This is a genomic window from Janthinobacterium sp. GW823-FHT03B06 (assembly GCF_058796955.1).
This window is the reverse complement of record NZ_JBXAJE010000014.1, coordinates 12,501-37,396: the sequence shown is the minus strand read 5'-3', so window position 1 is coordinate 37,396 and position 24,896 is coordinate 12,501. Positions and strand designations below refer to the sequence as shown.

At 62.7% G+C, this 24,896-nt stretch carries 25 protein-coding genes and 1 riboswitch; of the genes, 24 read left to right on the top strand and 1 reads right to left on the bottom strand.

What is annotated here, in order from left to right:
• From AC1RBA_RS27535 to AC1RBA_RS27470, 14 genes are all read left to right on the top strand, one after another.
• On the top strand, positions 1–199 hold a 199-nt coding region (locus AC1RBA_RS27535; RefSeq protein ID WP_492420555.1), incomplete at its 5' end, for a hypothetical protein.
• 43 nt (positions 200–242) lie between these two features.
• On the top strand, positions 243–1,283 hold the full coding sequence (gene cobT / locus AC1RBA_RS27530) for a nicotinate-nucleotide--dimethylbenzimidazole phosphoribosyltransferase (protein ID WP_492420553.1): 1,041 nt from the start codon (positions 243–245) through the stop codon (positions 1,281–1,283).
• 4 nt (positions 1,284–1,287) lie between these two features.
• Positions 1,288–2,094, top strand: a complete 807-nt coding sequence (locus AC1RBA_RS27525; protein WP_492420551.1) for an adenosylcobinamide-GDP ribazoletransferase — start codon at positions 1,288–1,290, stop codon at positions 2,092–2,094.
• A gap of 1 nt (position 2,095) precedes the next feature.
• Positions 2,096–2,650 (top strand): histidine phosphatase family protein, encoded by a 555-nt coding sequence (locus AC1RBA_RS27520; RefSeq protein WP_492420549.1) that lies wholly within the window; start codon positions 2,096–2,098, stop codon positions 2,648–2,650.
• A gap of 44 nt (positions 2,651–2,694) precedes the next feature.
• Positions 2,695–2,936: riboswitch (cobalamin riboswitch) on the top strand.
• Between the two features lie 83 nt (positions 2,937–3,019).
• Positions 3,020–5,014 (top strand): TonB-dependent receptor, encoded by a 1,995-nt coding sequence (locus AC1RBA_RS27515; RefSeq protein ID WP_492420547.1) that lies wholly within the window; start codon positions 3,020–3,022, stop codon positions 5,012–5,014.
• 131 nt (positions 5,015–5,145) lie between these two features.
• Positions 5,146–6,171 carry a FecCD family ABC transporter permease gene (locus AC1RBA_RS27510; protein ID WP_492420545.1) on the top strand — a complete coding sequence of 342 codons (1,026 nt, stop codon included), beginning with the start codon at positions 5,146–5,148 and terminating at the stop codon, positions 6,169–6,171.
• Positions 6,168–6,941 (top strand): ABC transporter ATP-binding protein, encoded by a 774-nt coding sequence (locus AC1RBA_RS27505; protein WP_070219380.1) that lies wholly within the window; start codon positions 6,168–6,170, stop codon positions 6,939–6,941. The genes AC1RBA_RS27510 and AC1RBA_RS27505 overlap by 4 nt, the downstream gene beginning before the upstream one ends.
• Entirely contained in the window at positions 6,938–7,570 is a 633-nt protein-coding gene (gene cobO, locus AC1RBA_RS27500; protein WP_070219379.1) for a cob(I)yrinic acid a,c-diamide adenosyltransferase, read from the top strand. Before AC1RBA_RS27505 ends, cobO begins: the two co-directional genes overlap by 4 nt.
• A gap of 7 nt (positions 7,571–7,577) precedes the next feature.
• Positions 7,578–8,144, top strand: a complete 567-nt coding sequence (gene cobU, locus AC1RBA_RS27495; RefSeq protein WP_492420542.1) for a bifunctional adenosylcobinamide kinase/adenosylcobinamide-phosphate guanylyltransferase — start codon at positions 7,578–7,580, stop codon at positions 8,142–8,144.
• Positions 8,138–9,091: an adenosylcobinamide-phosphate synthase CbiB gene (gene cbiB, locus AC1RBA_RS27490; protein WP_492420540.1), complete on the top strand. Its 954-nt coding sequence runs from the start codon at positions 8,138–8,140 to the stop codon at positions 9,089–9,091. Before cobU ends, cbiB begins: the two co-directional genes overlap by 7 nt.
• Positions 9,084–10,070, top strand: coding sequence for a threonine-phosphate decarboxylase CobD (gene cobD / locus AC1RBA_RS27485; RefSeq protein WP_492420538.1), 987 nt, complete (start codon positions 9,084–9,086; stop codon positions 10,068–10,070). Before cbiB ends, cobD begins: the two co-directional genes overlap by 8 nt.
• Positions 10,067–10,978, top strand: a complete 912-nt coding sequence (locus tag AC1RBA_RS27480; protein ID WP_492420536.1) for a cobalamin-binding protein — start codon at positions 10,067–10,069, stop codon at positions 10,976–10,978. The genes cobD and AC1RBA_RS27480 overlap by 4 nt, the downstream gene beginning before the upstream one ends.
• The gene (locus AC1RBA_RS27475) at positions 10,975–11,781 is read left to right on the top strand and encodes an ABC transporter substrate-binding protein (RefSeq protein WP_492420534.1); all 807 of its coding nucleotides are present in this window, start codon (positions 10,975–10,977) and stop codon (positions 11,779–11,781) included. The genes AC1RBA_RS27480 and AC1RBA_RS27475 overlap by 4 nt, the downstream gene beginning before the upstream one ends.
• Complete coding sequence (locus tag AC1RBA_RS27470) at positions 11,778–13,232, top strand: cobyric acid synthase (RefSeq protein ID WP_492420532.1); 1,455 nt, start codon at positions 11,778–11,780, stop codon at positions 13,230–13,232. Before AC1RBA_RS27475 ends, AC1RBA_RS27470 begins: the two co-directional genes overlap by 4 nt.
• Before the next feature lie 100 nt (positions 13,233–13,332).
• Here AC1RBA_RS27470 and AC1RBA_RS27465 read toward each other — a convergent pair whose 3' ends face one another.
• The gene (locus AC1RBA_RS27465) at positions 13,333–14,478 is read right to left on the bottom strand and encodes a hypothetical protein (protein ID WP_121668513.1); all 1,146 of its coding nucleotides are present in this window, start codon (positions 14,476–14,478) and stop codon (positions 13,333–13,335) included.
• 206 nt (positions 14,479–14,684) lie between these two features.
• Here AC1RBA_RS27465 and AC1RBA_RS27460 point away from each other — a divergent pair, with 206 nt between their 5' ends.
• The 10 genes from AC1RBA_RS27460 (at position 14,685) to zapD (ending at position 24,888) form a co-directional block, all read left to right on the top strand.
• A complete protein-coding gene (locus tag AC1RBA_RS27460) occupies positions 14,685–16,157 on the top strand; it encodes a DHA2 family efflux MFS transporter permease subunit (protein ID WP_240453532.1) in 1,473 nt (490 codons plus the stop codon).
• 73 nt (positions 16,158–16,230) lie between these two features.
• Positions 16,231–17,427: a type II secretion system F family protein gene (locus AC1RBA_RS27455; RefSeq protein WP_492420530.1), complete on the top strand. Its 1,197-nt coding sequence runs from the start codon at positions 16,231–16,233 to the stop codon at positions 17,425–17,427.
• Positions 17,428–18,211: 784 nt separating this feature from the next.
• Positions 18,212–18,946 carry a TetR/AcrR family transcriptional regulator gene (locus AC1RBA_RS27450; RefSeq protein WP_492420528.1) on the top strand — a complete coding sequence of 245 codons (735 nt, stop codon included), beginning with the start codon at positions 18,212–18,214 and terminating at the stop codon, positions 18,944–18,946.
• Positions 18,943–20,286, top strand: coding sequence for an ABC1 kinase family protein (locus AC1RBA_RS27445; protein ID WP_492420526.1), 1,344 nt, complete (start codon positions 18,943–18,945; stop codon positions 20,284–20,286). Before AC1RBA_RS27450 ends, AC1RBA_RS27445 begins: the two co-directional genes overlap by 4 nt.
• 148 nt (positions 20,287–20,434) lie before the next feature.
• On the top strand, positions 20,435–20,824 hold the full coding sequence (locus AC1RBA_RS27440) for a hypothetical protein (RefSeq protein WP_492420524.1): 390 nt from the start codon (positions 20,435–20,437) through the stop codon (positions 20,822–20,824).
• A gap of 132 nt (positions 20,825–20,956) precedes the next feature.
• A complete protein-coding gene (locus tag AC1RBA_RS27435) occupies positions 20,957–21,607 on the top strand; it encodes a DJ-1/PfpI family protein (protein WP_492420522.1) in 651 nt (216 codons plus the stop codon).
• Between the two features lie 47 nt (positions 21,608–21,654).
• Positions 21,655–22,245 carry a DUF2867 domain-containing protein gene (locus tag AC1RBA_RS27430; protein ID WP_492420520.1) on the top strand — a complete coding sequence of 197 codons (591 nt, stop codon included), beginning with the start codon at positions 21,655–21,657 and terminating at the stop codon, positions 22,243–22,245.
• A 285-nt stretch (positions 22,246–22,530) separates the two neighbouring features.
• The gene (locus tag AC1RBA_RS27425; RefSeq protein WP_492420518.1) at positions 22,531–23,400 is read left to right on the top strand and encodes a prepilin peptidase; all 870 of its coding nucleotides are present in this window, start codon (positions 22,531–22,533) and stop codon (positions 23,398–23,400) included.
• A 22-nt stretch (positions 23,401–23,422) separates the two neighbouring features.
• Entirely contained in the window at positions 23,423–24,070 is a 648-nt protein-coding gene (coaE, locus tag AC1RBA_RS27420) for a dephospho-CoA kinase (RefSeq protein ID WP_121668509.1), read from the top strand.
• 62 nt (positions 24,071–24,132) lie between these two features.
• On the top strand, positions 24,133–24,888 hold the full coding sequence (gene zapD, locus AC1RBA_RS27415) for a cell division protein ZapD (RefSeq protein ID WP_070219363.1): 756 nt from the start codon (positions 24,133–24,135) through the stop codon (positions 24,886–24,888).
• Positions 24,889–24,896 lie beyond the last annotated feature (8 nt).

Here is a 24,896-nt window from a genome sequence, read left to right as displayed (position 1 = left end):
TCGCGCTATTGACAAAGCGTTGTGTTTGTCAGCTGCGAAGAAGGAAGAGTATGAAGCGTTTCGGCTAATTCGTCAACATTCTTTTTTACCCTGCTTTACTCGGCATTTGCATGCGTCGTTCAGCGAGGGGGCGAATTATAGCCCTGCGCCGCGCGGGCCGCAAGCGCTAATTTGCGGCTGGGCAAATATTGCTGTGTGATATCGTAGTGCCGACAATCCCCTGCCCCATCACCTTGACTTCCATGCCTATCCCACACATCGTCCCCACCGCCAATCCCGCCCTGGCCAGCGCCCTCGAACACGCCATCAATAGCAAGACCAAGCCGCTGGGCAGTCTCGGCATGCTGGAAACCCTGGCGCGCCAGATCGGCCTGATCCAGCAAAGCACGCAACTGGCATTGCACCAACCCGCCATCATCGTTTTCGCGGCCGACCATGGTGTCGTCGCCGAAGGCATTTCCGCCTATCCGCAAAGCGTGACCTGGCAAATGGTGGAGAACTTCCTCGGCAACGGCGCCGCCATCAATGTCTTTGCCCGCCAGGCCGATTGCGCCCTCTATATAGTAGACGCCGGCGTGAACCACGATTTCGGCCCGCGCGACGGCCTGCTGGACCGCAAGCAAGCTCCCGGCACCCGCAACTTTGCCAATGGACCCGCCATGAGCCAGGAACAATGCCTGGCCGCCATGCAGGCGGGCATGGACCTGGCCGCCACCTTGGACGGCAATGTGCTGGGCTTTGGCGAAATGGGCATCGGCAATACCACGGCGGCTGCCGCACTGATGCACAAGCTGACGCAAACGCCGGTTGCCGACTGCGTCGGTGCCGGCACAGGCCTGTCCAAGGAAGGCATATTGCACAAGCAGCAGGTGATCGAGGCAGCCGTCGCCCATCATGCGGCAATCCATGAGCCGCTCGACGTGCTGGCCACCTTTGGCGGTTTCGAGATCGCCATGATGGCCGGCGCCATGCTCAAGGCAGCCGAACGGCGCATGATTCTGCTGATCGACGGCTTCATCGTCAGCAGCGCCCTGCTGGTGGCGGCCCGTTTGCAGCCAGCCATCCTCGATTACTGCGTGTTTTCGCACTGCTCCGATGAAAACGGCCATCGCCAGTTGCTGGCCAGCCTGGATGCGCGTCCGCTGCTGCATCTCGATTTGCGCCTCGGTGAAGGCACGGGATCGGCGCTGGCCTTGCCGCTGCTGCACGCGGCCGTCAACTTCATGCGCGAGATGGCCACGTTCGCCTCGGCCCAGGTCAGCGAAAAGTCCACGCCAGACTAAGATCATGAGCAACCCCGTTTCCGCCGCAATCCATCAGTGCCGCCTGTTCTTTACCGCGCTGCAGTTCTTCACGCGCCTGCCGATCCCCCGCTGGGTGGGTTTCGAGCCGGCCTGGCTGCAACACGCCTCGCGCTACTTTCCACTGGTCGGCGTGGTGGTGGCGGCCATCAGCGGCGCCGTGTATCTGCTGGCCAGCTGGCTCCTGCCTTCGGCGGTGGCCGTGCTGCTGGCCGTCGCCGCCGGCATCTACCTGACGGGCGCCTTCCATGAAGACGGTTTTGCCGACATGTGCGACGGCTTCGGCGGCGGCCTGACGCGCGAGCGGGTGCTGGAAATCATGAAGGATTCGCGCATCGGCGCCTATGGCGCCATCGGCATCGTCTGCCTGCTGGCCATCAAGTGCGCGGCGCTCGCTTCGCTGCCGCCTGCCTCCGTGGTGGCGACCCTATTCATCGCCCATCCGCTCTCACGCCTGGCCGCCGTCTCGCTGATCTGGCTCATGGACTATGCGCGCGACGAAGGCAAGGCCAAACCGATGGCGCAGGAAATGACGACGGGGGAATTCATCATCGCCGCCGTCTGCGCCCTGCTGCCTGCGATCGCCTGCGGCCTGCTGGGGATAGTTGACTGGGCGGCGCTGGTCTTTGCCATCGTCGCGGCGGCAGCTGCCGCATTCTGGCTGGGCCGCAAATGCCAGCGCCGCCTGCAAGGCTATACGGGCGACTGCCTGGGCGCCGTACAGCAACTGGCGGAAGTGGCAATTTACCTGGCCATTCTCTCCAGCTTCCAGCCTCCCATACGCTTCTACTAATATGCGACTGATTTTAGTGCGCCACCCCGCGCCGCAAGTCACCAGCGGCACCTGCTATGGCCGCAGCGACGTGGCGGTGGCGCCGCATGAAATGGCCGCCGCGCGCGCCAGCCTGCAAGCGACCTTGCCACCCGGTGTGCCGCTCTACGCCAGTCCGCTGCGCCGCTGCGCCAGCCTGGCGACGGCCCTGGCGCAGGATCTGCCCGCGAGCGAATTGCACTTTGATGCCCGGCTGGCCGAAATGGATTTCGGCACATGGGAAATGCAGCCCTGGCACGCGATTGCGCGCGCGGACATCGATGCCTGGGCCGCCGACCTGGCCTGGTATCGCCCCGGCGGCGGCGAGAACGTGCTGGCGATGGCTGCCCGCGTCGATGCGTTTTTAGGCGATCTGTTGCGCGAACAACACGAAACGGCGATCATCATCTGCCATGCGGGCACCATCCGCTTGCTGTCGGCGCTGCAGGCGCAGCTGCCATTGGAGGAAACGGCCCTGCTGGCCGCCCATTCCGCCCACAAAATCGCCTACGGCGCGACGGTCGTCATCGATTTCTGATAGCGAATCGTCCAGCCAGCCATGTCAGTCCACGCCCACTGCACGTATAATGACCGGGTTTTGGTGCCCGCGCTCATGTCCATGAGCGCAGTTAAACGGGAAACACGATGCCGCGCCCGCGGCGAACGTGTGCTGCCCCCGCAACGGTAAGCAAGTGTCGCCCCTCCCAACAGGAGGCGGACGACAAGCTATCTCTGACAACCACTGTGCTTGCAATCATCGAGCATGGGAAGGTGGGATAGCCGTACTTGCCAGCCCGGATACCGGCCAGGACAGGTGGAAGTGCGGGCCTTACAGGGCGCCGCGCCTTCCGTTGAATCTGGCTTGCGGGGACGCGAGCTAGGTGCTTTTTCCGAAGAAAACGATATCATGACTGCTCCTGTATTAGACCGCCGCGTGCCGGCAATGGCGCCGCGCGCCCTGGTTTCCGCCATTTCCCTGTGCTTTATCGCCGCCGCTCCTGCATTCGCGCAAACCGCAAACAAAACGCTGGACCAGATCGTCGTGACGGGTTCCCGCTTCAACAGCGACCCGGCACTGCAGCCGATCGGCGCCACCGTCATCACGGCTGATGAAATCCGTCGTGCTGGCATCAGCGATGTGAACCAGGCTATCCGCAAGATCGGCGGCGTATACGGCCGTCAAAGCCTCACCGGCAGCCCCGACTTTACCCTCGACCTGCGCGGCTTCGGTGCCACCGCCAGCCAGAACACGGTCGTGGTCCTCGATGGCGTGCGCCTGTCGGAAAATGAACTGACCGATCCAATCCTGGCCAGCATCCCCATCGATAGCGTTGAACGCATCGAAATCACGCGCGGCGGCAGCAGCGTCCTGTATGGCGACGGCGCCACGGGCGGCGTGATCAACATCGTCACCAAACGTCCAGGCAAGCAGGCTGGCCGTGGCACCATCTTTGCCGAAGTCGGCCAACTGGGCCAGCGCGAAGTGCGCGGCTCCGTAGCCCAGACCTGGAATAACGTCACTCTCGATGCCGCTGTCGGCAAGCAGGAAACCGACAACTATCGCGACAATAACGAATACAAGCAGACCAATTTCGGCGGCGGCGCGCAATGGCAGGACAAATATGTCCGTGCCGGTGTGCGTATCGACAGTACGCGTCAGGATAGCCGTTTCCCTGGATCGATCACACTGGCCCAGTTTGAAGACAATCCGCGCCAGGCGAAAACACCGAAAGATTTCGGCTCGGTCGACAGCGACCGCTACACAGCCTTCGCCGAAGGCCGCCTGGGCACCATTGATCTGGCAGCAGAACTGTCGCATCGCGAAAAGACAGCCAAGTCCACCTATTTCAGCATCTTCGGCCCTTCCGCATCGGAACGCAAGACCAAGCAAAACCAATTCTCCCCGCGTCTGCGCCACCTGGGCCAGTTCGACGGCATGCTCAATGAAATCGTCGCCGGAGCGGACTTCATCAAGTGGGATCTGGCAGTCGACGCTTCGTACTCCCAAGCCAAGGCAAAGCAGAAATCGCAGGCATTCTATGTGCGCGATGAACTGAAATTCGCCGGCCCGAAAAACTTCCGCGTCGCTGCTGGCGTACGCCACGAAACCTTCGATAAGGACTTTACTGATCCTCTTTCGTTCTCCACAACGGCCTACAACGTCAAGCAGAACTTCAATGCCTGGGACGTGCAAGGCAGCTTCGATGTCATGCCGCAGGTGAATCTGTACGCCAAGGCTGGTCAAAGCTATCGCGTGGCTACCGCCGATGAAAACGGTTCGACACCGGTTGCCAACAAGCCCTTGCAAGGCCAGACCTCGCACGACCTGGAACTGGGTGCGACCTACGACAACAGCATCGTCAAGGTCGACGCACGCGTCTTCCGCCACAAGCTGACCAACGAGATCTACTATGATCCAACGGCAGGCGCCTCCGGCTGGGGTGCCAACACCAATCTGGATCCGACCAAACATCAAGGCTTCGAACTCGATGCCAGCACCAACATCGCCGCTGACTGGCGCGTCAGCGGTCATTACCAGCACGTGAAAGCGACTTTCACCGAAGGCGTCAACTCGGGCAAGGAACTGACACTGATCCCGAAAAACACCCTGTCGGCACGGCTGTCGTGGGTACCGAAAGATGGCCAGAGCGCGGACATCGGCGCGCAATGGGTGGACAGCCAGCGCTATGGCAGCGATTTTGCCAATACCTGCAATGCCAAGGTGCCATCGTTCACGACGTTCGACGCCCGCTATGCACGCAAGTTCGGCGCCTGGGAAGTGGCGGTCAATGCCTTGAATCTGACCGACAAGCAGTACTTCACCAACGCCTACAGCTGCAAAGGCGGCATCTATCCTAGCAATGGCCGTCAGATGAAACTCTCGGCACGCTACGATTTCTAAATCGGCCCGGAGATGATTACAATGGCCCGTACGCGCAATCGCATGCGGGCCATTTTTTGTATACGTCCCACCAACGCATCAGAAGCACTCCAAAGCCACTTGCACCGCACCCGTTTCACCTGAGGCAGTACATGCACCCATTTTCCCGCAACATGCGCCACCGCGCCACCGTGATCCTCACGGTGCTGATCGTGTGCGCGATTGCCAGCCTGATTTTCTCAGGCATGATCGGCTCGATCGCGATTCCGCTCGCCGACCTGCCTTCCGCCCTGTTCCATGTCGTGCAGGGCAGGACCGATACCCTCGCCGCCACCCTGCTCGACCTGCGCCTGGGCCGCGCGCTGACCGCCTTTGTCACCGGCGCGGCGCTGTCGCTGGCGGGCCTGATGATGCAGGCGCTGCTGCGCAATCCCCTGGCCGATCCTTACGTGCTGGGCATTTCCGCCGGCGCTTCCGTCGGCGCGCTGGCCGCGCTGCTGTTCATGTGCGCGCTGTGGGTCGTCGACGCGGCCGCCTTCGCCGGCGCCGTCGGCGTGTCCATGCTGCTGTACTTCTTTGCCCGGCGCGACCTGCGCGGCGGCACGGCGGCCGAAGGCGGCACCTCGCTGTTGCTGCTGACGGGCGTGATCCTGGCCTCGGCCTGCATGGCCATCGTCACCCTGATGCTCTCCATCGCCCCGGAAAGCCGCTTGCGCAGCATGGTGTTCTGGATGATCGGCGACCTGTCCGGCGCGCCAGCGCGGCTGATGCCCTGGCTGGTGTTGGCCGGCGCCATGGTCTTTGCGCTGCGCTGCGCGCGTTCGCTCAACGTCATGGCCCTGCACGCGGAAGCGGCCAGCACCCTGGGCGTGCGCGTGGGCGCCCTGCGCAAGGGCTTGTTTTTCTGTTCCGGCCTGCTCACGGCCAGCGCCGTCACCAGCGCCGGCAGCGTGGGCTTCGTGGGACTTATCGTGCCGCACGCGCTGCGCTTTGCCTGCGGCCCCGATCACCGCCTGCTGATACCGGCCGCCGCTCTGGCCGGCGGCACCTTCCTCGTCCTGGCAGATACCCTGGCGCGCACCGTGCTGGCGCCATTGCAGTTGCCCGTCGGCGTGGTGACGGCCATGATCGGCGCGCCCGTCTTCCTGTACCAGCTCCATCGATTGCGCCGCACATGATCCGCACCTACCAACTGGGCCTGAAGGCGGGCACGCGCTCCCTCGTGGAAAACCTCACCTGGCAGATCAAAGACGGTGAATGCTGGAGTGTCATCGGCCGCAACGGCGCGGGTAAAAGTACTTTGCTGCGCACCCTGGCCGGCTTGCGCGAACCGGATGCCGGCCACGTGACGATACAGGGCCGCGCCCTGATCGACTGGCCACTGGAAGCACTGGCGCGCGAACGGGCCTTCCTCGCGCAGGCGCGGCACGACGCGTTCTCGTACCGCGTCATCGAAACCGTGCTGTCGGCGCGCCACCCGTATCACGACAACCATTACTGGGAAGGCAGCGACGACCAGCGCATCGCCCTGGCGGCGCTGGCCTCGATGGAAGTGGACCACCTGGCCGAACGCGACGTGCGCAGCCTGTCCGGCGGCGAACGCCAGCGCGTGGCGATTGCCGCCATGCTGGCGCAGGACACGCCCCTGCTGCTGCTGGATGAACCGGCCAACGCACTGGACCTGGCGCACCAGGTCAGCGTCATGGGCCTGCTGGCCAGGCTGTGCCGCGAACAAAATAAAACCGTGGTCATGGTCGGCCATGACCTGAACCTGGCGCACAGCGTCTCGACCCATGCGCTGCTGCTGATGGGCGACGGCGGCTGGCTGGCCGGCCCCGTGGCCGAGGTGATGCAGGCCTCCATCCTGGGCGACTACCTGGGCCACCCGATCGAGATCATCGATCACGGCAAACGCAAGATATTCATACCGAAAGAGGATCAGACATGAGCGACAACAAACCTATCGACGTAGAAACAGCCGCAATCAACGAACGCCACCGCGTGCGCATGGAGAGAAAAAAAGCCATCATCGACGCGGCCATCGCCAAGGCCGACAAGGAAATCGGCATCATCATCGTCAATACGGGCAACGGCAAGGGCAAGAGCTCGAGCGGCTTCGGCATGGCCATCCGCGCCATGGGCCACGGCATGAAAGTGGGCGTGGTGCAGTTCATCAAGGGCGCCATGTCGACGGGCGAAGAGAAATTCCTGCGCCGCTTCCCCGATGAAATCAGTTTTCATGCGATGGGCGAAGGCTATACCTGGGAAACGCAGAACCGCGAACGCGACATCGAAAAAGCCGAACTGGCATGGGAGCAGGCGAAAACCTTCCTGGCCGACCCAAGCTACGGCCTGGTGCTGTTCGACGAACTCAATATCGCCCTCAAGTACAACTACCTCGACGTACATAAAGTCATCGCCGACCTGCTGGAACGCCCGGCCATGCAGCACGTGGTCATCACGGGCCGCGGCGCGCCGGACGAATTGATCGCCATCGCCGACACTGTCACCGAAATGGCCGTCGTCAAGCATGCGTACGCGGCCGGCATCGGCGCACAAATCGGCACCGAGTGGTAACAGCGCCATGACGCGCACCCTGGTCTTCGGCGGCGCCCGCTCCGGCAAGAGCGCCTATGCCGAAAAGCTGGCCCGCGAGTCCGGCAAGGAAGTGCTCTACATCGCCACCGCGCAGGCGGGCGATGTAGAGATGGCCACGCGCATCACGCATCACCGTGCCCAGCGCCCGGCCGGGTGGGTGACTATCGAAGAACCGCTGCGCCTGGGCGACGCCATCCTGCGGGAAGCACTGCCCGGCAGGCTGCTGCTGGTCGACTGCCTGACACTGTGGCTGACGAATCTGATGTTTTCCGGCGGCGCGACGTATCCGGACGTGGGCGACCTGGCCCTGCCCGAACTGTTCCACAGCGAGCGCGCGCACCTGCTGTACGCGCTGGCCGAAATCGAAGACACCGGCTGCGACCTCGTGCTCGTCTCGAACGAAGTGGGCATGGGCATCGTCCCCTACGGCGCCATCTCGCGCTGCTTCACCGATGAAGCGGGCCGCTTGAACCAGGCCGTGGCCGCCGTGTGCGACAAGGCTGTCTTTGTCGCCGCCGGCTTGCCCCTGTACCTGAAAGGCGGCCCATGCTGAGCGGCCTGTCGCTGCCCATGCTGGCCGCCTTGATGGCGGCCAGCGTGCTGCTCGACATGCTGCTGGGAGAAACGCGCCGCTGGCATCCGCTGGTGGGTTTTGGCCGCCTCGCCAGCGCGCTCGAACGCCTGCTGAACCGGGGCCGTGGGCGTTTCCTGCGCGGCGCGCTGGCCTGGTCGCTGGCCGTGCTGCCAATCAGCTATGCCGCCTGGTGGCTGTGCGGCCTGGCCGGGGCGGCCTTGCACGTCTTCCTGCTGTATCTGTGCCTGGGCCTGCGCAGCCTGCGCGACCACAATCAACCGATTGCCGACGCCCTGGCCATCGATGACCTGGACAACGCGCGCTTGCTGACGGCGCGCATCGTCAGCCGCGACACGGCCAATGCCGATGCGGCCAGCCTGGCCAAGGCCAGCACGGAATCCCTGCTGGAAAACGGCAACGACGCCGTCTTCGGCACCCTGTTCTGGTTTGCCGTGGCGGGCGGCCCCGGCGCCGTGCTTTTCAGGTTGGCCAATACCCTCGACGCCATGTGGGGCTACCGCAATGCGCGCTACGACTGGTTCGGCTGCTGCGGCGCGCGCATCGACGACATCCTCAATTACCTGCCGGCGCGCCTGACGGCCTTGTCCTATGTCTTGCTGGGCAAGAGCATGGCGGACAAAAAAAACGCATGGCACTGCTGGCGCACGCAGGCGCCCAATTGGGGCAGCCCGAATGCGGGGCCCGTGATGGCCAGCGGCGCCGGCGCCCTGGGCCTGGCCCTGGGCGGCGACGCCATCTATGACGGCGAACTGGAACGCCGCCCGCCTTTGGGCGCCGGCCGTCCCGCGGAAGCGCGCGACATCGACCGCGCCTGGCGCCTGGTCGCCGAAACGGCTGTCTTGTGGCTGATCTGGGTGGCGCTGCTGGCGGGCCTGTTTTACCTGAAAGGGAAGTATCTTGCTTGAACATGGCGGCAATCTGCGCGACGCGGCGCGCGAATACGGCCGGCCGATCGCCGACTGGATCGACCTGTCGACCGGCATCAATCCGCACTGGTATGCGGCGCCATCACCCGACGCCAACGCCTGGCACCGGCTGCCGGAAGCCGATCCCGCGCTGGCGGCCGCCGCCTGCGCGTATTACGACGCGCCGGCCATGCTGCCCGTGGCAGGCACGCAAGCCGCCATCCAGGCCCTGCCCCGGCTGCGCGCACCGTCGCGCGTGGTCGTGGCCGCGCCGTCGTATGCGGAACATGCGCACCACTGGGGCCAGCACGGCCACCAGTTGCGGCAAGTGCCGTATGCGCTGCTTGCCGATGCCGTCGACCACTGCGACGTGCTGGTGATCTGCAACCCGAACAATCCCACGGGCGAACGCATCGCACCGGAACTGCTGCTGGAGTGGGCGGGCAAGCTGGCCGCGCGCGGCGGCTGGCTGGTGGTCGATGAAGCGTTTGGCGACACGGAGTCACACGCCAGCCTGGGTCCGCATACGCATCGGCCAGGCTTGATCGTGCTGCGCTCGATAGGCAAATTCTTTGGCCTGGCGGGATTGCGCCTGGGCTTTGTCGCCGCCCATCCCGCGCTGCTGACGCAGCTGGCCGACATGCTGGGTCCGTGGACCGTCAGCGGCCCGGCGCAGCAAACGGCGCTGGCCGCCCTGAACGACACGCACTGGCAGGAAGCCATGCGCGAGCGCCTGCGCGGCGAAGGCGCCCGCCTGCACCAGTTATTGGCGGCGCACGGCATCGCCAGCAACGGCACGGCGCTGTTTCAATGGTGGCCTGAAGCACGCGCCGAGGCGCTCTGGCGCCACATGGCGGAATCGGGCATCTGGGTACGCCTGTTCCGCCACGCCGCCCACGGCATCCGCTTGGGCCTGCCCCCCGACGAACATGCCTGGCTGCGCCTGCAGCAGGCCCTTACCACATGGAAGCACACATGAAAATCCTGAAAATATCGCTGCTGCTGGCCGGACTGGTCTCGCTGCAGGCGCATGCCGCCATCACCGTGCGCGACGACGACGGCAATACCGTCACCGTGGCAAAACCAGCACAGCGCATCCTGGCGCTGGCGCCGCACGTCACGGAACTGCTGTTCGCGGCCGGCGGCGGCGACAAGATCGCCGGCGTCGTCAGCTACAGCGACTACCCGGAAGCGGCCAAGAAACTGCCTCAGGTGGGCGACAACCGCCAGTACGACATGGAACGCATCATCGCCATGAAGCCGGACCTGATCGTCGTGTGGATGCATGGCAGCGCCGAGCGCCAGATCGCCATGCTGCGCCAGCTGAAGGTGCCCATCTATCACAGCGAGCCGCGCAAGCTGGCCGATATCCCCGACAGCATGGAGCGCCTGGGCCAGCTGATGGGCACGGAAAAAATCGCCAGGCCGGCCGCCACCCAGCTGCGCGCCAAACTGGCCAGCTTGACGGCGCAATACGCGCAGCGCCCGCCCGTGCGCGTGTTTTACCAGGTGTGGGACAAACCTCTATATACCTTGAGCGGCGCGAGCATCATCAGCGATTCGATGCGCGTGTGCGGCGGCCAGAATGTGTTCGCCGCGATGAAGGTGGTGGCGCCCGTCGTCACGCCGGAAGGCGTGCTGCAGGAAGACCCGGAAGTCATCTTTGGCACCAGCGAAAAGAGCGACCCGCGCAGCGAAGGCGGCCTGGCCATGTGGCGCGCCTTCCCGTCGATGACGGCCGTGCGCAAAAATAACCTGTTCCGCCTGAATGGCGACCTGCTGAACCGTGCCGGCCCGCGCATGATCGAAGGCACGGCCGCCATGTGCGAACAGCTGGAAGCGGCGCGCCAGCGCCGCAGCGCTCCCGCAGCCAAGGCGGCTCAATGAGTCACTACCAGCGCATCGCCTGTTTATCGACGGAAGCCGTGGAGACGCTGTACGCGCTGGGCGCAGAGGACGTCATCGCGGGGATCTCGGGCTTTACCGTGCGTCCGCCACGGGCGCGCGAGGAAAAAACCAAGATCAGCGGCTTTTCATCCACGAACCTGGAACGCATCCTGGCAGTGGAGCCGGATCTCGTGATCGGCTTTTGCGACATGCAGGCCGATATCTGCCGCGACCTGGTCAAGGCCGGCATCGAAGTACACCAGTTCAACCAGCGCACGGTCGACGGCATCCTGCGCATGATCGCCGTGCTGGCCGCGCTGGTGCAGCGCGAGGAAGCGGGCAAATTGCTGATCGCCAGCCTGCGCGCGGACATCGCCGCTGCCCGCAACCGGGCCGCGGCCTGGACGCGCAAGCCCGTGATTTACTTTGAGGAGTGGAATGATCCCCTGATGAGCGGTATCGGCTGGGCAGCGGAACTGATCGCCATCGCCGGCGGCACGGACGCCTTCCCGGAATTGTCCGTGCAGCCGGGCGCAAAGGAACGCATCATCGCCGATTCCCATGACGTGGTCGCCCGCGCGCCCGACATCATCCTCGCCAGCTGGTGCGGCAAGAAATTCCAGCCGGCACAGCTGGCGGCGCGCCCGGGCTGGGATGCGATTCCCGCCGTGAAAAACCAGATGCTGTTCGAGATCAAGTCGCCCGACATCCTGTCGCCCGGCCCGGCGGCGATTACCGAAGGGCTGCGCCAGATCAGCGACATCATCGCGCGCTGGCAACATCTGCAGGAGCAGCAGGCATGAAGCTTCCCTTTCCCGTCCTGATGGTGCAGGGCACGACGTCCGACGCGGGCAAGAGCACCGTCGTCGCGGCCCTGTGCCGCTTGTTGAAACGGCGTGGCGTGACGGTAGCCCCGTTCAAGCCGCAAAACATGGCCTTGAACAGCGCGGTGACGAGCGACGGCGGCGAGATCGGCCGCGCCCAGGCCTTGCAGGCACTGGCCTGCGGCATCGCGCCGCACACGGACATGAATCCGGTGCTCTTGAAACCGTCGTCGAACACGGGCGCGCAAGTGATCATCCACGGCAAGGTACGCGCCGAGATGGATGCGCGCGACTACCAGCAATATAAGACCATCGCCATGGGCGCCGTGCTGGAATCCTTTACGCGCTTGCGCCAGCAATACGACACCGTCGTCGTCGAAGGCGCGGGCAGCCCGGCCGAAGTCAATCTACGCGCGCGCGACATCGCCAACATGGGCTTTGCCGAAGCCGTCGACTGCCCCGTGATCCTGGTGGCCGACATCGACCGGGGCGGCGTCTTCGCCCACATCATCGGCACCCTGGCGTGTTTGTCCGACAGCGAGCGGGCGCGCATCGTCGGCTTCGTCATCAACCGCTTCCGCGGCGACATCTCGCTGCTCACGCCCGGCATCGAGTGGCTGGAACAACAGACGGGCAAGCCCGTGCTGACCGTGCTGCCCTACCTGCAAGGCCTGTTCCTCGACGCGGAAGACGCCGTCGAAGCGACGCAAGCCGAACGGGGCGCCTTCAAGGTGGTGGTGCCGCAACTGCCGCGCATCAGCAACCACACGGATGTCGACGCGCTGCGCGCTCACCCCGGCATCGACCTGCAATTCATCCAGCAGGGGCAGCCGATTCCGCCGGCCGACCTGGTGATCCTGCCCGGCAGCAAGAACACGCGTGGCGACCTGGCCTGGCTGCAGCAGCAAGGCTGGCCCGCCTACCTGGCCAAGCACCTGCGCTATGGCGGCAAGGTGCTGGGCATCTGCGGCGGCTTCCAGATGCTGGGGCAAAGCGTGCGCGATCCGCGGGGCGTGGAAGGCGCGGCGGGAGAGTCAGCGGCACTGGGTTTGCTCGACCTGGTGACGGAGCTGACAGCGGAAAAACGCCTGCAGCAAGTCGCCGGCCATTGCGCGTTTGCCGGCGCGGCCGAAGCGCCCGTGTCAGGCTATGAAATCCACATGGGCATGTCGCATGGCGCGGCGCTGGCGCAGCCGGCTTTCGTCATCGACGGGCGGCCGGAAGGCGCCGTATCGGGCGACGGGCAAATCCTCGGCAGCTACTTGCACGGCATGTTCGACACGCCCGCCGCGTGTGCGGCGCTGCTGCGCTGGGCGGGGCTGGACTCCGGCCACACGGTGGACACCGCCGCCCTGCGCGAAGCGAGCCTGGAGCGGATTGCCGATGCGGCGATGCCGTTGATGGATGCGCTGGAACGAATGCCACGCTGATGGTGATGTCGGGTTACGCCGTACCGGCTAACCCGACCTGCTTGCACCGACCCGTGGTAGGTCGGATTAGCGCGTGAGCGCGTAATCCGACACCTAGCCCTTAATTTTTCAAGCATGTGCCCATATACGAGCGGTCGGTCGAAAACTCGACCGCCATGCTCGACGACACCGGCATGAACATCGAGTAATCTGCCGGCACGTCGGCCGGGTCCTTGAACACGGCGATGCCATCGAAATCGACGGCCTGCGCGCCCAGGCCCAGCTTGTTGGCGGTGATGGTTTCCGCGTGCGTCTTGCCGCTCGTGTTATTCGTCAAGGTGGCGGTGTTGCCCGCAATCTCGATCTTGGCGCTGATGCCCGGCGCCGCGCAGGCGTAACTGCCGGCGATTTCGCTGCCGATCTTCTGTTGTTTGGCGGCCACGATGGTGCCCACGCGCAGCACGTTTTCCTGGTTGCGGCTGTAGCGGTCGATAAACAGCGCCAGCCCCCGGTCCCCCGCATGCACGTGGACGATGCCGAAATCCTGCTGGCCCTGGCGGGCGACGAGCAAACCATTCTTCGCATCCTTGACCAGGGTCAGGCTGGCGTTTTCCGCTTCCAGCTGCGGCGATACCGCGGAGCACACGCCTTGCGCATTGAATACGCCGCCATTACACAGTTGCGCGCTGCCATCGGCCGCTACCTTGAGGCTGCCTTTCGGATTGAAACGGTCGCCGCCGTTCGAGGCATTGCGCATGGCCCCCAGGAAAATATAGCTGCCGGCCAGTCTGGCCACGTCGCCCACCGCATAGCCGGTGCCGCTGACGGTCGAGACCATATTACCCAGTTTGATATTGCCCGAAAGAAGACGCGTGCGCGCGTCGACGGTGACGCTGAAATCCGTTGCCGTGTAAGTGGTGAGATTGCCGACGGTGACGGCGCTGAACGTGCCGCTGCGGTCGCTCAAGCCGAACTGCGTCGACAGCACGCGGATCGCGTAGGTTTTCTTCGCGCTGTCGAACGTGATGCGCCACGTGTCGCCGATATCGGCCGCCACGTCATACACCGTCTCGTCCGCATTGGCGCCGGCGATCACGGCCAGGCCAGCCTGGGCCGCGACCGCTTGCGAGGCGACCGTCACGGGATCGGCGACGGGCGTGACCACGACGGGCGGCGTGACTGGCGCTTCCGGCGTACCGCCATCGCTGCCGCCGCCGCAGGCGGACAGGGCGGCGCTCAGGGCAAGGAAGGTAAGTGCATTTTTCATGTGATAGGACTTTCGGGAAGGAGGGGCGGGAACTGCCGGAAAACACATGCTAGCCTTGCCAGTAATCTATTGCCATGGAACAAATGTTCCATGGACGATGCCCCCGGCGCACTGCCAGAATGAATGGCGCGGGCGGCACGCGGGCGCCATTTATGTGACAATTCATCGTACTGTCGGCTCCGTCTTACCTCCTCAGGCTCGCATCCATGACCAGTTCCCCGATTAAAAGCTACCTTCCCTGGGTGGTCGCCACCGCCCTGTTCATGGAGCAACTCGACTCCACCATCGTCAACACCGCCATTCCCGCCATGGCCGCCAGCCTGCATGTGACGCCGCTGAGCCTGAAGGCCGTCGTCACCAGCTACATCCTGAGCCTGGCCGTGTGCATTCCCATCAGCGGCTGGATGGCCGACCGCTTCGGCACGCGGCGCGTGTTTTCCGCCGCCGTTGCCATCTTTACCATCGCTTCCATCCTGTGCGGCCTGTCCGTCAATGCGCCCATGCTGGTGGCCGCGCGCCTGCTGCAAGGGGTGGGCGCGGCCATGATGATGCCGGTAGGCAGGCTCACCATCATCCGCACCTTTCCCAAGTCGCAATTGCTGGCGGCCATGAATTTCGTCATCATCCCTGCCCTGATCGGCCCCCTGCTGGGCCCCACGGTGGGAGGATTGATCGTGCACTGGCTGTCGTGGCGCGAGATTTTCTTCGTCAACGTGCCTGTCGGCCTGGCGGCGCTGTACCTGGCGCACCGCTACATGCCCGACTATTACGGCGATAAGCCCCGTCCGCTGGATCTGATCGGCCTGGTGCTGTTCGGCACGGGTATCGCGCTGCTGTCGTGGCTGTTGGAAATCTTCGGCGAACATCGCATCGACGGCACTTCGTTTGCCGTGCTGCTGTTCATCTCCATCAGCCTGCTGGCCGCGTATGCCTGGCATTCGAGCGAAGTGCTGCACCCGCTGCTGCGCCTGACCCTGTTCAAGATCCGCACCTTCCGCGTCTCGGTGGTGGGCGGCTTCGTCACGCGCCTGGGCGTGGGCGGCCTGCCCTTCCTGTTGCCGCTGCTGTACCAGCTGGGCCTGGGCTTGCCCGCCTGGCAATCGGGCTTGCTGATGATGCCGTCCGCGGCCGCCGCCATGGGCATGAAATTCATTTCCGCGCGCGTGCTGGCCCGCTTCGGCTACCGCCAGGTGCTGATCGTCAACACCGTGCTGATCGGCATCACCATCGCCATGTTTTCGCAGGTGGGCGCGGGCACGCCCCTGTACGTGATTGTCGCCATCAGTCTGTGCATGGGCTTTTTCAATTCGCTGCAGTTTTCCAGCATGAACACCATCGCGTATGCCGACGTCGACAAGGCCGATTCCAGCATGGCCAGCACCATCGCCAGCTCGATGCAGCAACTGTCGATGAGCTTTGGCCTCGCCTTCGGCTCGCTGATCACGGGCTGGTACCTGGGCGACATGCCGCAGTCGGACCGCGCCATGCTCAGTACGGCCCTGCACCACGCCTTCCTGACCCTGGCCGCGCTGACGGTGCTGTCCTCGCTGACCTTCTGGACCCTGCGCCGCGACGATGGCGAAAGCATCAGCAAGGGCACGGACAGCGACGAGGACGATGCGGCCGACGTGAAGGCCCAGGCCGTTGTGCAGACGGAAGTGCAAACCACAAAAGGCTGAGCCACATCAAGCCTGCCGCCAGCGCCGCTGGTGCTTTTGTCCGGCGCTGCTACCGTGACGGCAGGAGGTGCACATGGCGGCCGAGCGGCGCTTTGCATGGAAGGGCACGGACCGCCATGGCAAGGCGGCCGAAGGCGTCTTGCGCGCCGCCGACGCCGGCGCAGCCACGGTCGCGCTAAGACGCCAGGGCATCCTGGCCACCCGGGTGCAGGCTGCGCGCAGCGCGCCGGGCAAGGCCATCACGCGCAAGGATATTGCCCTGTTCACGCGCCAGCTGTCGACCATGATGGCGGCCGGCGTGCCGCTGCTGCACGCCTTCGACATCGCCGGCAAGGGGCACGCCAAACCCGCGATCACCGAGCTGATGCGCGACTTGCGCCACGACATCGAAGCGGGCAGCAGCCTGCAGCAAGCGTTCCGCCAGTTTCCCCTGCTGTTTGACGAGCTGTATTGCAACCTGCTGGCGGCGGGCGAACAGGCCGGCATCGTGCAGGACTTGCTGGCGCGCCTGGCCACGCACCAGGAAAAAGCCATCGCCTTGCGGCGGCAGGTGCGCGGCGCGCTGATGTATCCGCTGGTCATCGTACTCGTCGCCATCGTTGTCACGGCCATCATCATGAGCGTGGTCGTGCCCGCCTTCCGCCAGGTCTTCGACAGCTTCGGCGCGCCCTTGCCGTTGCCCACCCTGGCCGTCATGGGCGTGTCCGCCTTTCTGGTCCGCTACTGGCTGGTCTTGCTGGCAGCGCTCGTGCTCGTTTGCGTGCTGCTGCACCTGGCCTGGCGCCGCTGGCCCGTCTTAAGGCGCAACACGCAACTGCGGGCACTGCGCCTGCCCGTGTTCGGCCCGCTCCTGCGCAAGGCGGCAATCGCCCGCTGGACGCGCACCCTGGCCGCCATGTTCGCCGCCGGCGTGCCGCTGCTCGACTCGCTCGGCCTCGTGGGCGCCGCCTCCGGCCACGCGCTGTACCACGAAGCGACAGCGCGCATCGAGCGTGAAATCCGCGCCGGCGGCAGCCTGGCCCTGGCCATGGAACACAGCGGCGTATTTCCCCCGCTGCTGACGCAACTGGCCCTGATCGGCGAGGAATCGGGCGCGCTCGACGCCATGCTGTCGCGGGCGGCCGAGATCATCGAGGCGGACATCGACGCCACCGTCGCCACCCTGTCGGCCCTGCTGGAACCGGCGCTGATGGTGGTGCTGGGTGTGCTCGTCGGCTCCCTCGTGATTGCCCTGTATTTGCCGATTTTCAAGTTGGGGGCCGTGATTTGACTGCGCGCCTGTAGGTTCTTAGTGATGAGACATGATGGAAGCGTTCGATGAGTCAGGACTCGGTGCAACATGCCGTATCACGATGGGCATTCGAAGCCGGGCTTAGACGTGCCGATGCCCAAATCAATGTCGCCAGTCCTCATGCATCTCCAGGGACGGTGTCCGAATCGACTACGTAGCCGCAAGAATATGGTTCTTACGAGCTACTGAGCAGGGCCATGCCGTCGCCCGGTACTACTTAGGCCCACATGGCGCGTTGCCGCTCGCCTACTGGCACCGCTCTGGCATCATCAAATCGCAGCCTCGGGCTCCACGTCCGGAATCGCACAAATCCATGAGTCAGAAGCCGTGCCGAGGCGCGGCGCTGCCAAGTTCGGTGGATTGCCACCGACACCCGGCATGAAGCCATGCTTGGAATACATCGACCTCTTTATCAAATAATAGTCATTGACTATTCAATAGATGTACAATATATTTAATTTATTGATAGCAAGTATCGTATATTCATATCGCAATGCAGGTCATGAGGCAATCCTAGAGGATGGATATGGCAAATACAGTGGTCTGGTTCACGTACTGGTCGGGGCTTGCACGCGTCGTCTGTGGCGTCGTCAAGTTCAAGAGGCACGTGGCTGCACCTTTCTCGCCAGGCATTCTATGAATGGATATTTTGTAGCTGCGGGGGCAACGATCGGCCTGCTCGCCGTCGCATTTCTTACATGGTTGGGCCAGACTTGATTGTTTTGCCCCGCCCCGACATTCCACTCTTCTTCAAATTTCGATCATGCGTACTTCCAAAGCCCAACAAGCCAAAAACCATCGGCTGATCATTCAGACCGCAGTGGACCTGATGACCCAGCATGGGTTTGAGGGCACCACGATGAAGCAGATCGCACGTGCCGCCGACGTGGGTGATGCCACCATCTACAAATACTTCCCTACGAAGGAGAAACTGGTAACCGCCTACTTTCAGCAAGCAATTGCAGACGCAGTGGCGCAGGCCGACAAGACGCAGGGACAGAACGAATTTTCGCTGCAGGAGCGCCTGCAACTGGTGATCGAGAGTCTGCTGGAAGGTTTGCTGGCCGACCGCGAATTTGTGGGTCTGGCGCGTGGCATGGTGGAGCGCGCGCCCACGCTGCTGTTGGGCGAGCAACTCCCCGGCAAGCCTTTGCTCCAGCAAACCTTCCTCCAGATGCTGGAGCAGGCCGAGACGACCGGTGAAATCGTGCCTTGCGGCTTCAAGCCCAGCCTGGCCGGACTGTTGGCCGACTATGTGTACGGCGTCATTGCGTACTGGCTGCGCGACACCTCCGAGCAATTTTCCAACACCACGCAAATGGTCGATTTAAGTTTGGGCGTGCTGGTGTTAGCCTTGCGCAGCGGCCTGGTGGACAAGCTGCTGGAGCTGGGCGGTTTCATGGTGCGCAGCCAGCTGGCGCGCCTGATGCAAGACGGCAGTGGCTTGCTGGATCTGCTGCAATTGGCCCGCCGCGGCTTGGGCGGGGTACGCTCATGAAGCCCACGACCAGGACGAACAACGTTGCGCAGTTGCCGCGTACCGGACGTCTTTCGCGTGGCGCGATTGTCGGCATGGCAGTGGCGCGGGCCGGGCTGACCCACCTGGGCCATAAGGCCAAGTCGATGACGCGCGACGATGCGAAAACGGAACAGGCCCGCGTGGCACATGAGGCGGAACTCGGGCGCATCCTGTTTGCCGCGTTGAACCAGCTCAAGGGCACGGCACTCAAAGCCTCGCAGCTGCTCAGCATGGAATTAGGCTTTCTACCCGAGGGCATGCGCCAGGAACTGGCCCGCGCCCACTACCAGGTCACGCCGCTGAACCGCGCGTTGGTGATCAAAGTGATGCGCCAGGAGTTTGGCCAGGATCCGCAAGCCCTGTTCCAGCAATTCGATCCGATCGCCTTTGCCGCCGCCAGTCTGGGTCAGGTCCACGCCGCCATCATGAGCGACGGTCTGGCAGTGGCCGTCAAACTACAATACCCCGGAATGGCGGATTCTATAGGCAGCGACATGCGTATGCTGCGCAGCCTGCTGCAAGCCTGGGGGGAACGCTCGGAGATGATGCCCAAAGCCGATATCATCGCGCGCATGATGGATGACATCGAACAGAAACTGGCCGAGGAGCTGGACTATTTGCACGAGGCACAGACCATGCAATGGTTTGCACAGCATCTCACGCTGCCGGGCCTGGTGATCCCCCAGCCGGTAATGGACTGCACCACACGCCGCGTGCTGACCATGCAACGCCTGCCGGGACTGCATCTCAACGAATGGTTGCTGACCGAACCCGATCAAGCCGCACGTGATCAGGCTGGTCAGTTGCTGTTTGACGCCTTCTTTCATTGCACCTTTGTGCTGCACCGCTTGCAAGCCGACCCGCATCCGGGCAACTATCTGTTCATGCCGGACGGCCGACTGGGCCTGCTGGACTTTGGCTGCACCCGCACGCTGGACGCTGACTTTTGCCAAGCGCTCAGCGCGCTTTGGTCAGCACAGTTGCGCAACCCGGCGGACCACAGTGCCATGCAGCAGGCCTATCGGGACTTGGGCCTGATTGGGCCGAATCTGAATGAGCAGGACTTTTGCCAGCAACTGCTGCCGGCAATGGCCGAGCGGCATGCCTGGCAGAAGTTGCCGTTTACCGTGGCGGTGTATGACTTTGCGCAACACCCGCCATACCCACGTCCATCAGCCGAGCATCAGCGCCAGGCACTTCAGCACCTGCAGTCCTTGCCGGAGGAACTGCCCTACGTAGACCGGGCCTATTTAGGTCTGATCCAGCTTCTCAAAACCCTCGGTGCACGTGTACGTACCGCCAACCCCTGGATTCGTTGAATGCATACCACGTTTCTGCATCCGCGATGCGCAGTCTTCATCATGCCTGGCAGCAGCCGTGCCGCGCTTGCGCAGTATCGCCACCACAGTTCAATCACCCGCCGTGAAACCACCAAGCCTACCGGCAACGCTCTCAAAAAGGAAAAACATGTCCAAGTCTGCGTATAGCGCCAAAGTATTTGCCATCTACTTGTTCATCGTTGGGCCCGTGTTAGTCGTCGCGCCGAACTTCTTGCTGTCGATCTTACAAATTCCGCCAACCTCCGAGGTCTGGATTCATTTGCTTGGCGTTGTCGTATCCATGATTGGCGTCTATGCGTGGGTCGCAGCCAAGCACGAAAACAAGCCGTTTCTGGTAGCGTCGGTATACACGCGCCTCTTCGTGTTCGCGGCCTTCACGACCTTCGCTGCCATAGGCCTTGCCAGCCCAATGATCATTTTTTTCGGCGTCGCAGACCTGCTTGGAGGAATGTGGACCTACTTCGCACTGAAAGCCGACGCGCAGTCGGCAAGAACTGTGTTGGCGGGCCAGCACTGAAGCCCGTCCAATCAAAAAAAGACGTGCTTCAGAGAACAGATATTTGACGGACTCATTCACAACTGCGGGCTCAAAAAATGCGGTGCTCGTCCGTGGTCTATTTTTGAATCAACGCAAACGGCGGAGCGCAACATGAAGAAAATAGTCATCGTGATTTTTGATCATTTCACCGATTTGGATTTATTCCTGATGTGGGACATCCTCGGGAGGAATAAGACGGATTGGCAAGTGAAGATATTGGGAACAAAGGAAGCGCATCAATCCGCAAACGGTCTGATTATCAAGACCCACGGGTGCATCAGCGAAGCGAATGACGCAGACCTTGTCTTGTTTTCCAGCGGTAAAGTTGGCGTGAAAGGCGCTATCGCCAACCAGGATTTCATGCGTGCATTTTCCCTGAATCCAGATACGCAGCTCATCGGATCGATCTGTGCCGGCTCCTTCATTCTTGCCAAGTTGGGTCTGCTGGCAAAGGGGCCAGCCACGACGCATCCCGATGCCAAAGAGGAACTTCAAGCCCTGGGAATTGAGGTTCTCGATTTGCCCCTGGTATGCAAAGGAAATGTGGCGACCGCAGGCGGCTGTTTGTCTGCAGTGTATCTGATCGGTTGGGCCGTTGAGGCCTGGTTCGGCCGGGACAAACGTAAAGAAACACTCAGAGAACTTATTCCGGCCGGCCAAAGCGCAATCTATGAACGACTAATTGATACGAGTATCCGAGACGCCATTGCCGCGAAAGCAGGCGTTGGCGCAATATTAGACGGAGCTTGCCGGCCCATGTAACCACGGTGCAAGCACTTCATCCGCCAGTGCACGTTTGCAAACTTGGAATGCGCGCCAATCAAAACAACCGCAGTCCGACCGTCACTCACTTTACAGAGAGCGTTTCATTCATGACAAACGAAGCAAACAAAGTCTTCCTCATTGCCGCACCGGCAGCAGCCATGTCGGCGTCCGGATTGACGCGCATTGATTTCTCCGACGGCTATTCCGGTCAGGGGGATCGAACCTACGTGGACGCCGAACAAGCGGGGCGCGCCGTGTTCGCTGAACCGCATCGCATGCTCGCCTGGCTCATTATTCTGCGCAATGGAATCGTCGCACCGCTGGGACTAAAGAAAAGTATTAGCTTTAGCGATCGCGGGCTGGGGAAGATTGGCATGTTTCCGATTATTTCAAGTACGGGCACTGAAGTCGTCGTCGGTGGTGACGACAAGCATCTGGATTTTCGGATCTGGATAAGCATTCAACCGAGTCTGAAGGGATCGGAAGTGACGATTTCAACCTTGGTTAAAATAAACAATCTCTTTGGAAGAGTTTATTTGTTTATCATCATGCCGTTTCATAAGTTCCTGACTCGCTCGCTGTTGGCGCGCGCGGTCAACCGGCGCGACAAGGTGCAGCGTAAGCCAGAAAGGTGACCTCATTGTTGCCGCTAAGCGAATATTGACCATCTAAAGGCGGCGCAGGCGTTTACAGCGTCCGGTTTGCGGGATAGCCTCCGCAAGCCGGGTGACAAACCCACACATCGGTGAGCGACTGGAAGAATTCGATCCACGCGAAAACTACGGCCGCCATGCTGGCCCGACGTCATCCCTCGACCAGAACCCTGCGCAAAACATCCCCATGCGCCGGCAGATGTTTTACACTGCGGCAGTGCCAAGCAATGTTTGCGCGGCAATATCATCACCTCAGACAACGCCACCATGCTGCAAGATACCCTGCTGTTCGCCGCGCCCGGCAATTTTCCCGTCGCCCTCGCCGCCGCCCTGTTCGGCCTGATCGTCGGCAGCTTCCTCAACGTGGTGATCCACCGCGTGCCGAAAATGATGGAGCGCGACTCCGCTAATTATGTGGCGGAAGAAAGCGGCTTGCCCTTGCCGCATACGGACCGCTACAACCTGATGCTGCCGCACTCGAACTGCACCGCTTGCGGCCACCGCATCACGGCCATGGAAAACATCCCCGTCCTCAGCTACCTGCTGCTGCGTGGCAAATGCAGCGCCTGCAAGGCCCCTATCTCCGTGCGCTATCCGCTGGTGGAACTGCTGACGGGCGCGCTGTCGGCCCTGTTGATCTGGCACTTCGGCAGCGGCTGGACGGGCCTGGCCACGCTCGTGTTTGCCTGGCTGCTGATCGCCATGACCTTCATCGATGCCGATACGCAAATGCTGCCGGACGACCTGACCTTCCCCCTGCTGTGGGCCGGCTTGCTGGTCAATATCAACGGCACTTTCGTGCCGCTGCAGGACGCCGTCATCGGCGCGGCCGCCGGTTATCTGGCCCTGTGGGCCGTGTACTGGGCCTTCAAGCTGGCGACAGGCAAGGAGGGAATGGGCTATGGTGACTTCAAATTGCTGGCGGCGCTCGGTGCGTGGCTGGGATGGACCATGTTGCCGACGATCATATTGTTGTCGTCGGTGGTGGGCGCCGTGGTCGGCATCGGCCTGATCGTGTTTGCCAAGCGGGGGCGCGACAAGCCGATTCCCTTCGGCCCCTATCTGGCGGCGGCGGGTCTGATTGCGCTGCTGTACGGCACGCCCCTGTCGCGCCTCACGCTGGGCCTGACCAGCTGACCAGCCCCTTATGGATACACACATGCAATTACAAAACGCCCCCTATTTCAGCGTCGGCCTCACCGGCGGCATCGGTTGCGGCAAGAGCACGGTGGCCGACCTGTTCGCCGCGCGCGGCGCCTCCATCGTCGACACCGATCAGATCGCACACAGCCTGACGGCGCCGAATGGCGCGGCCATGCCAGCCCTAGTGGCGGAATTTGGCCCCGGCTACGCCGATGCGCGCGGCGCCCTCGACCGTACAAAAATGCGCAACCTCGTGTTTTCCGACGCCGCCGCCAAGGCGAAACTGGAAGCCATCCTGCACCCGCGCATCCGCCAGGCGACCCTGGAGGCGGCCGCCGCAGCAACGGGCAGCTATGTGATCTTTGCCGTGCCCCTGCTGGTCGAGTCCGGCGGCTGGGTGGAGCGGGTCAACCGCGTACTGGTCATCGATTGCCTGGAAAGCCTGCAAGTGTCGCGCGTGATGGCGCGCAATGGCTTATCGGAAGAACAAGTCAAAGCCATCATGGCCACGCAGGCCACGCGTGCCATGCGCCTGGCGGCGGCGGACGATGTGATCGACAATAATGGCGATTTGGCGGCCCTGGCGCCGCAGATTGCCCAGTTGCACGATTTATATCTGGCATTTTCAAAAAGAATGGCTGGAATCGGGCCGCAACGTTTGTAATTTGTCGACGCTTGGTTCAAAATCACGGGATTGTTTGCAGGTCCTTACTTAAGGGAATTATTTTGATTGTCTACGAATACCCTTTCAACGAACGCATACGTACCTTGTTGCGGCTGGAAGACCTGTACGACAAATTCAAGTTCTTCATCCAGCAAGAGCATGCAATGCAGCATCATGTTGCTTTGGCAACTATTTTCGATATGCTTGAAGTGGCCGGCCGCGCCGACCTGAAGTCCGACCTGCTGCAGGAACTCGAGCGCCAGCGCCAGAGCCTGCTGGGCTACCGCAGCAATCCGAATGTGGAACCGGAAACCCTGGATGCCATCCTCGGCGAACTCGACAGTGTCAGCGGCGCCCTCGTGGCGGCGCAAGGCAAGACGGGCCAGAATATCCGCGACAATGAATGGCTGATGAGCATCCGCGGCCGCACCATCATCCCGGGCGGCGCCTGCGAATTTGACTTGCCGTCGTACTTTGCCTGGCAAAAACGCAGCTGCGAGCAGCGCCTGACCGATATCCACGCGTGGTTCGCCCCGCTGGCGCCCCTGTTCGACGCGCTGGCCCTGGTCTTGCGCCTGCTGCGCGATTCCGGCGGCCCAGTGAAACTGATCGCCAATGGCGGCAGCTACCAGCAAATGCTGCAAGGCAAGGTGTATCAGATGCTGCGCCTGAGCCTCGATGAAAACAGCGGCGCCATCCCGGAAATTTCCGCCAACAAATACATGCTGTGGGTACGCTTCACTACCCAGGGCGGCGACTTGAAACCCAAGCCGCTGGAAGAAGATGTACCATTCGAGCTCACGCTCTGTAATTTTTAACTGTTACT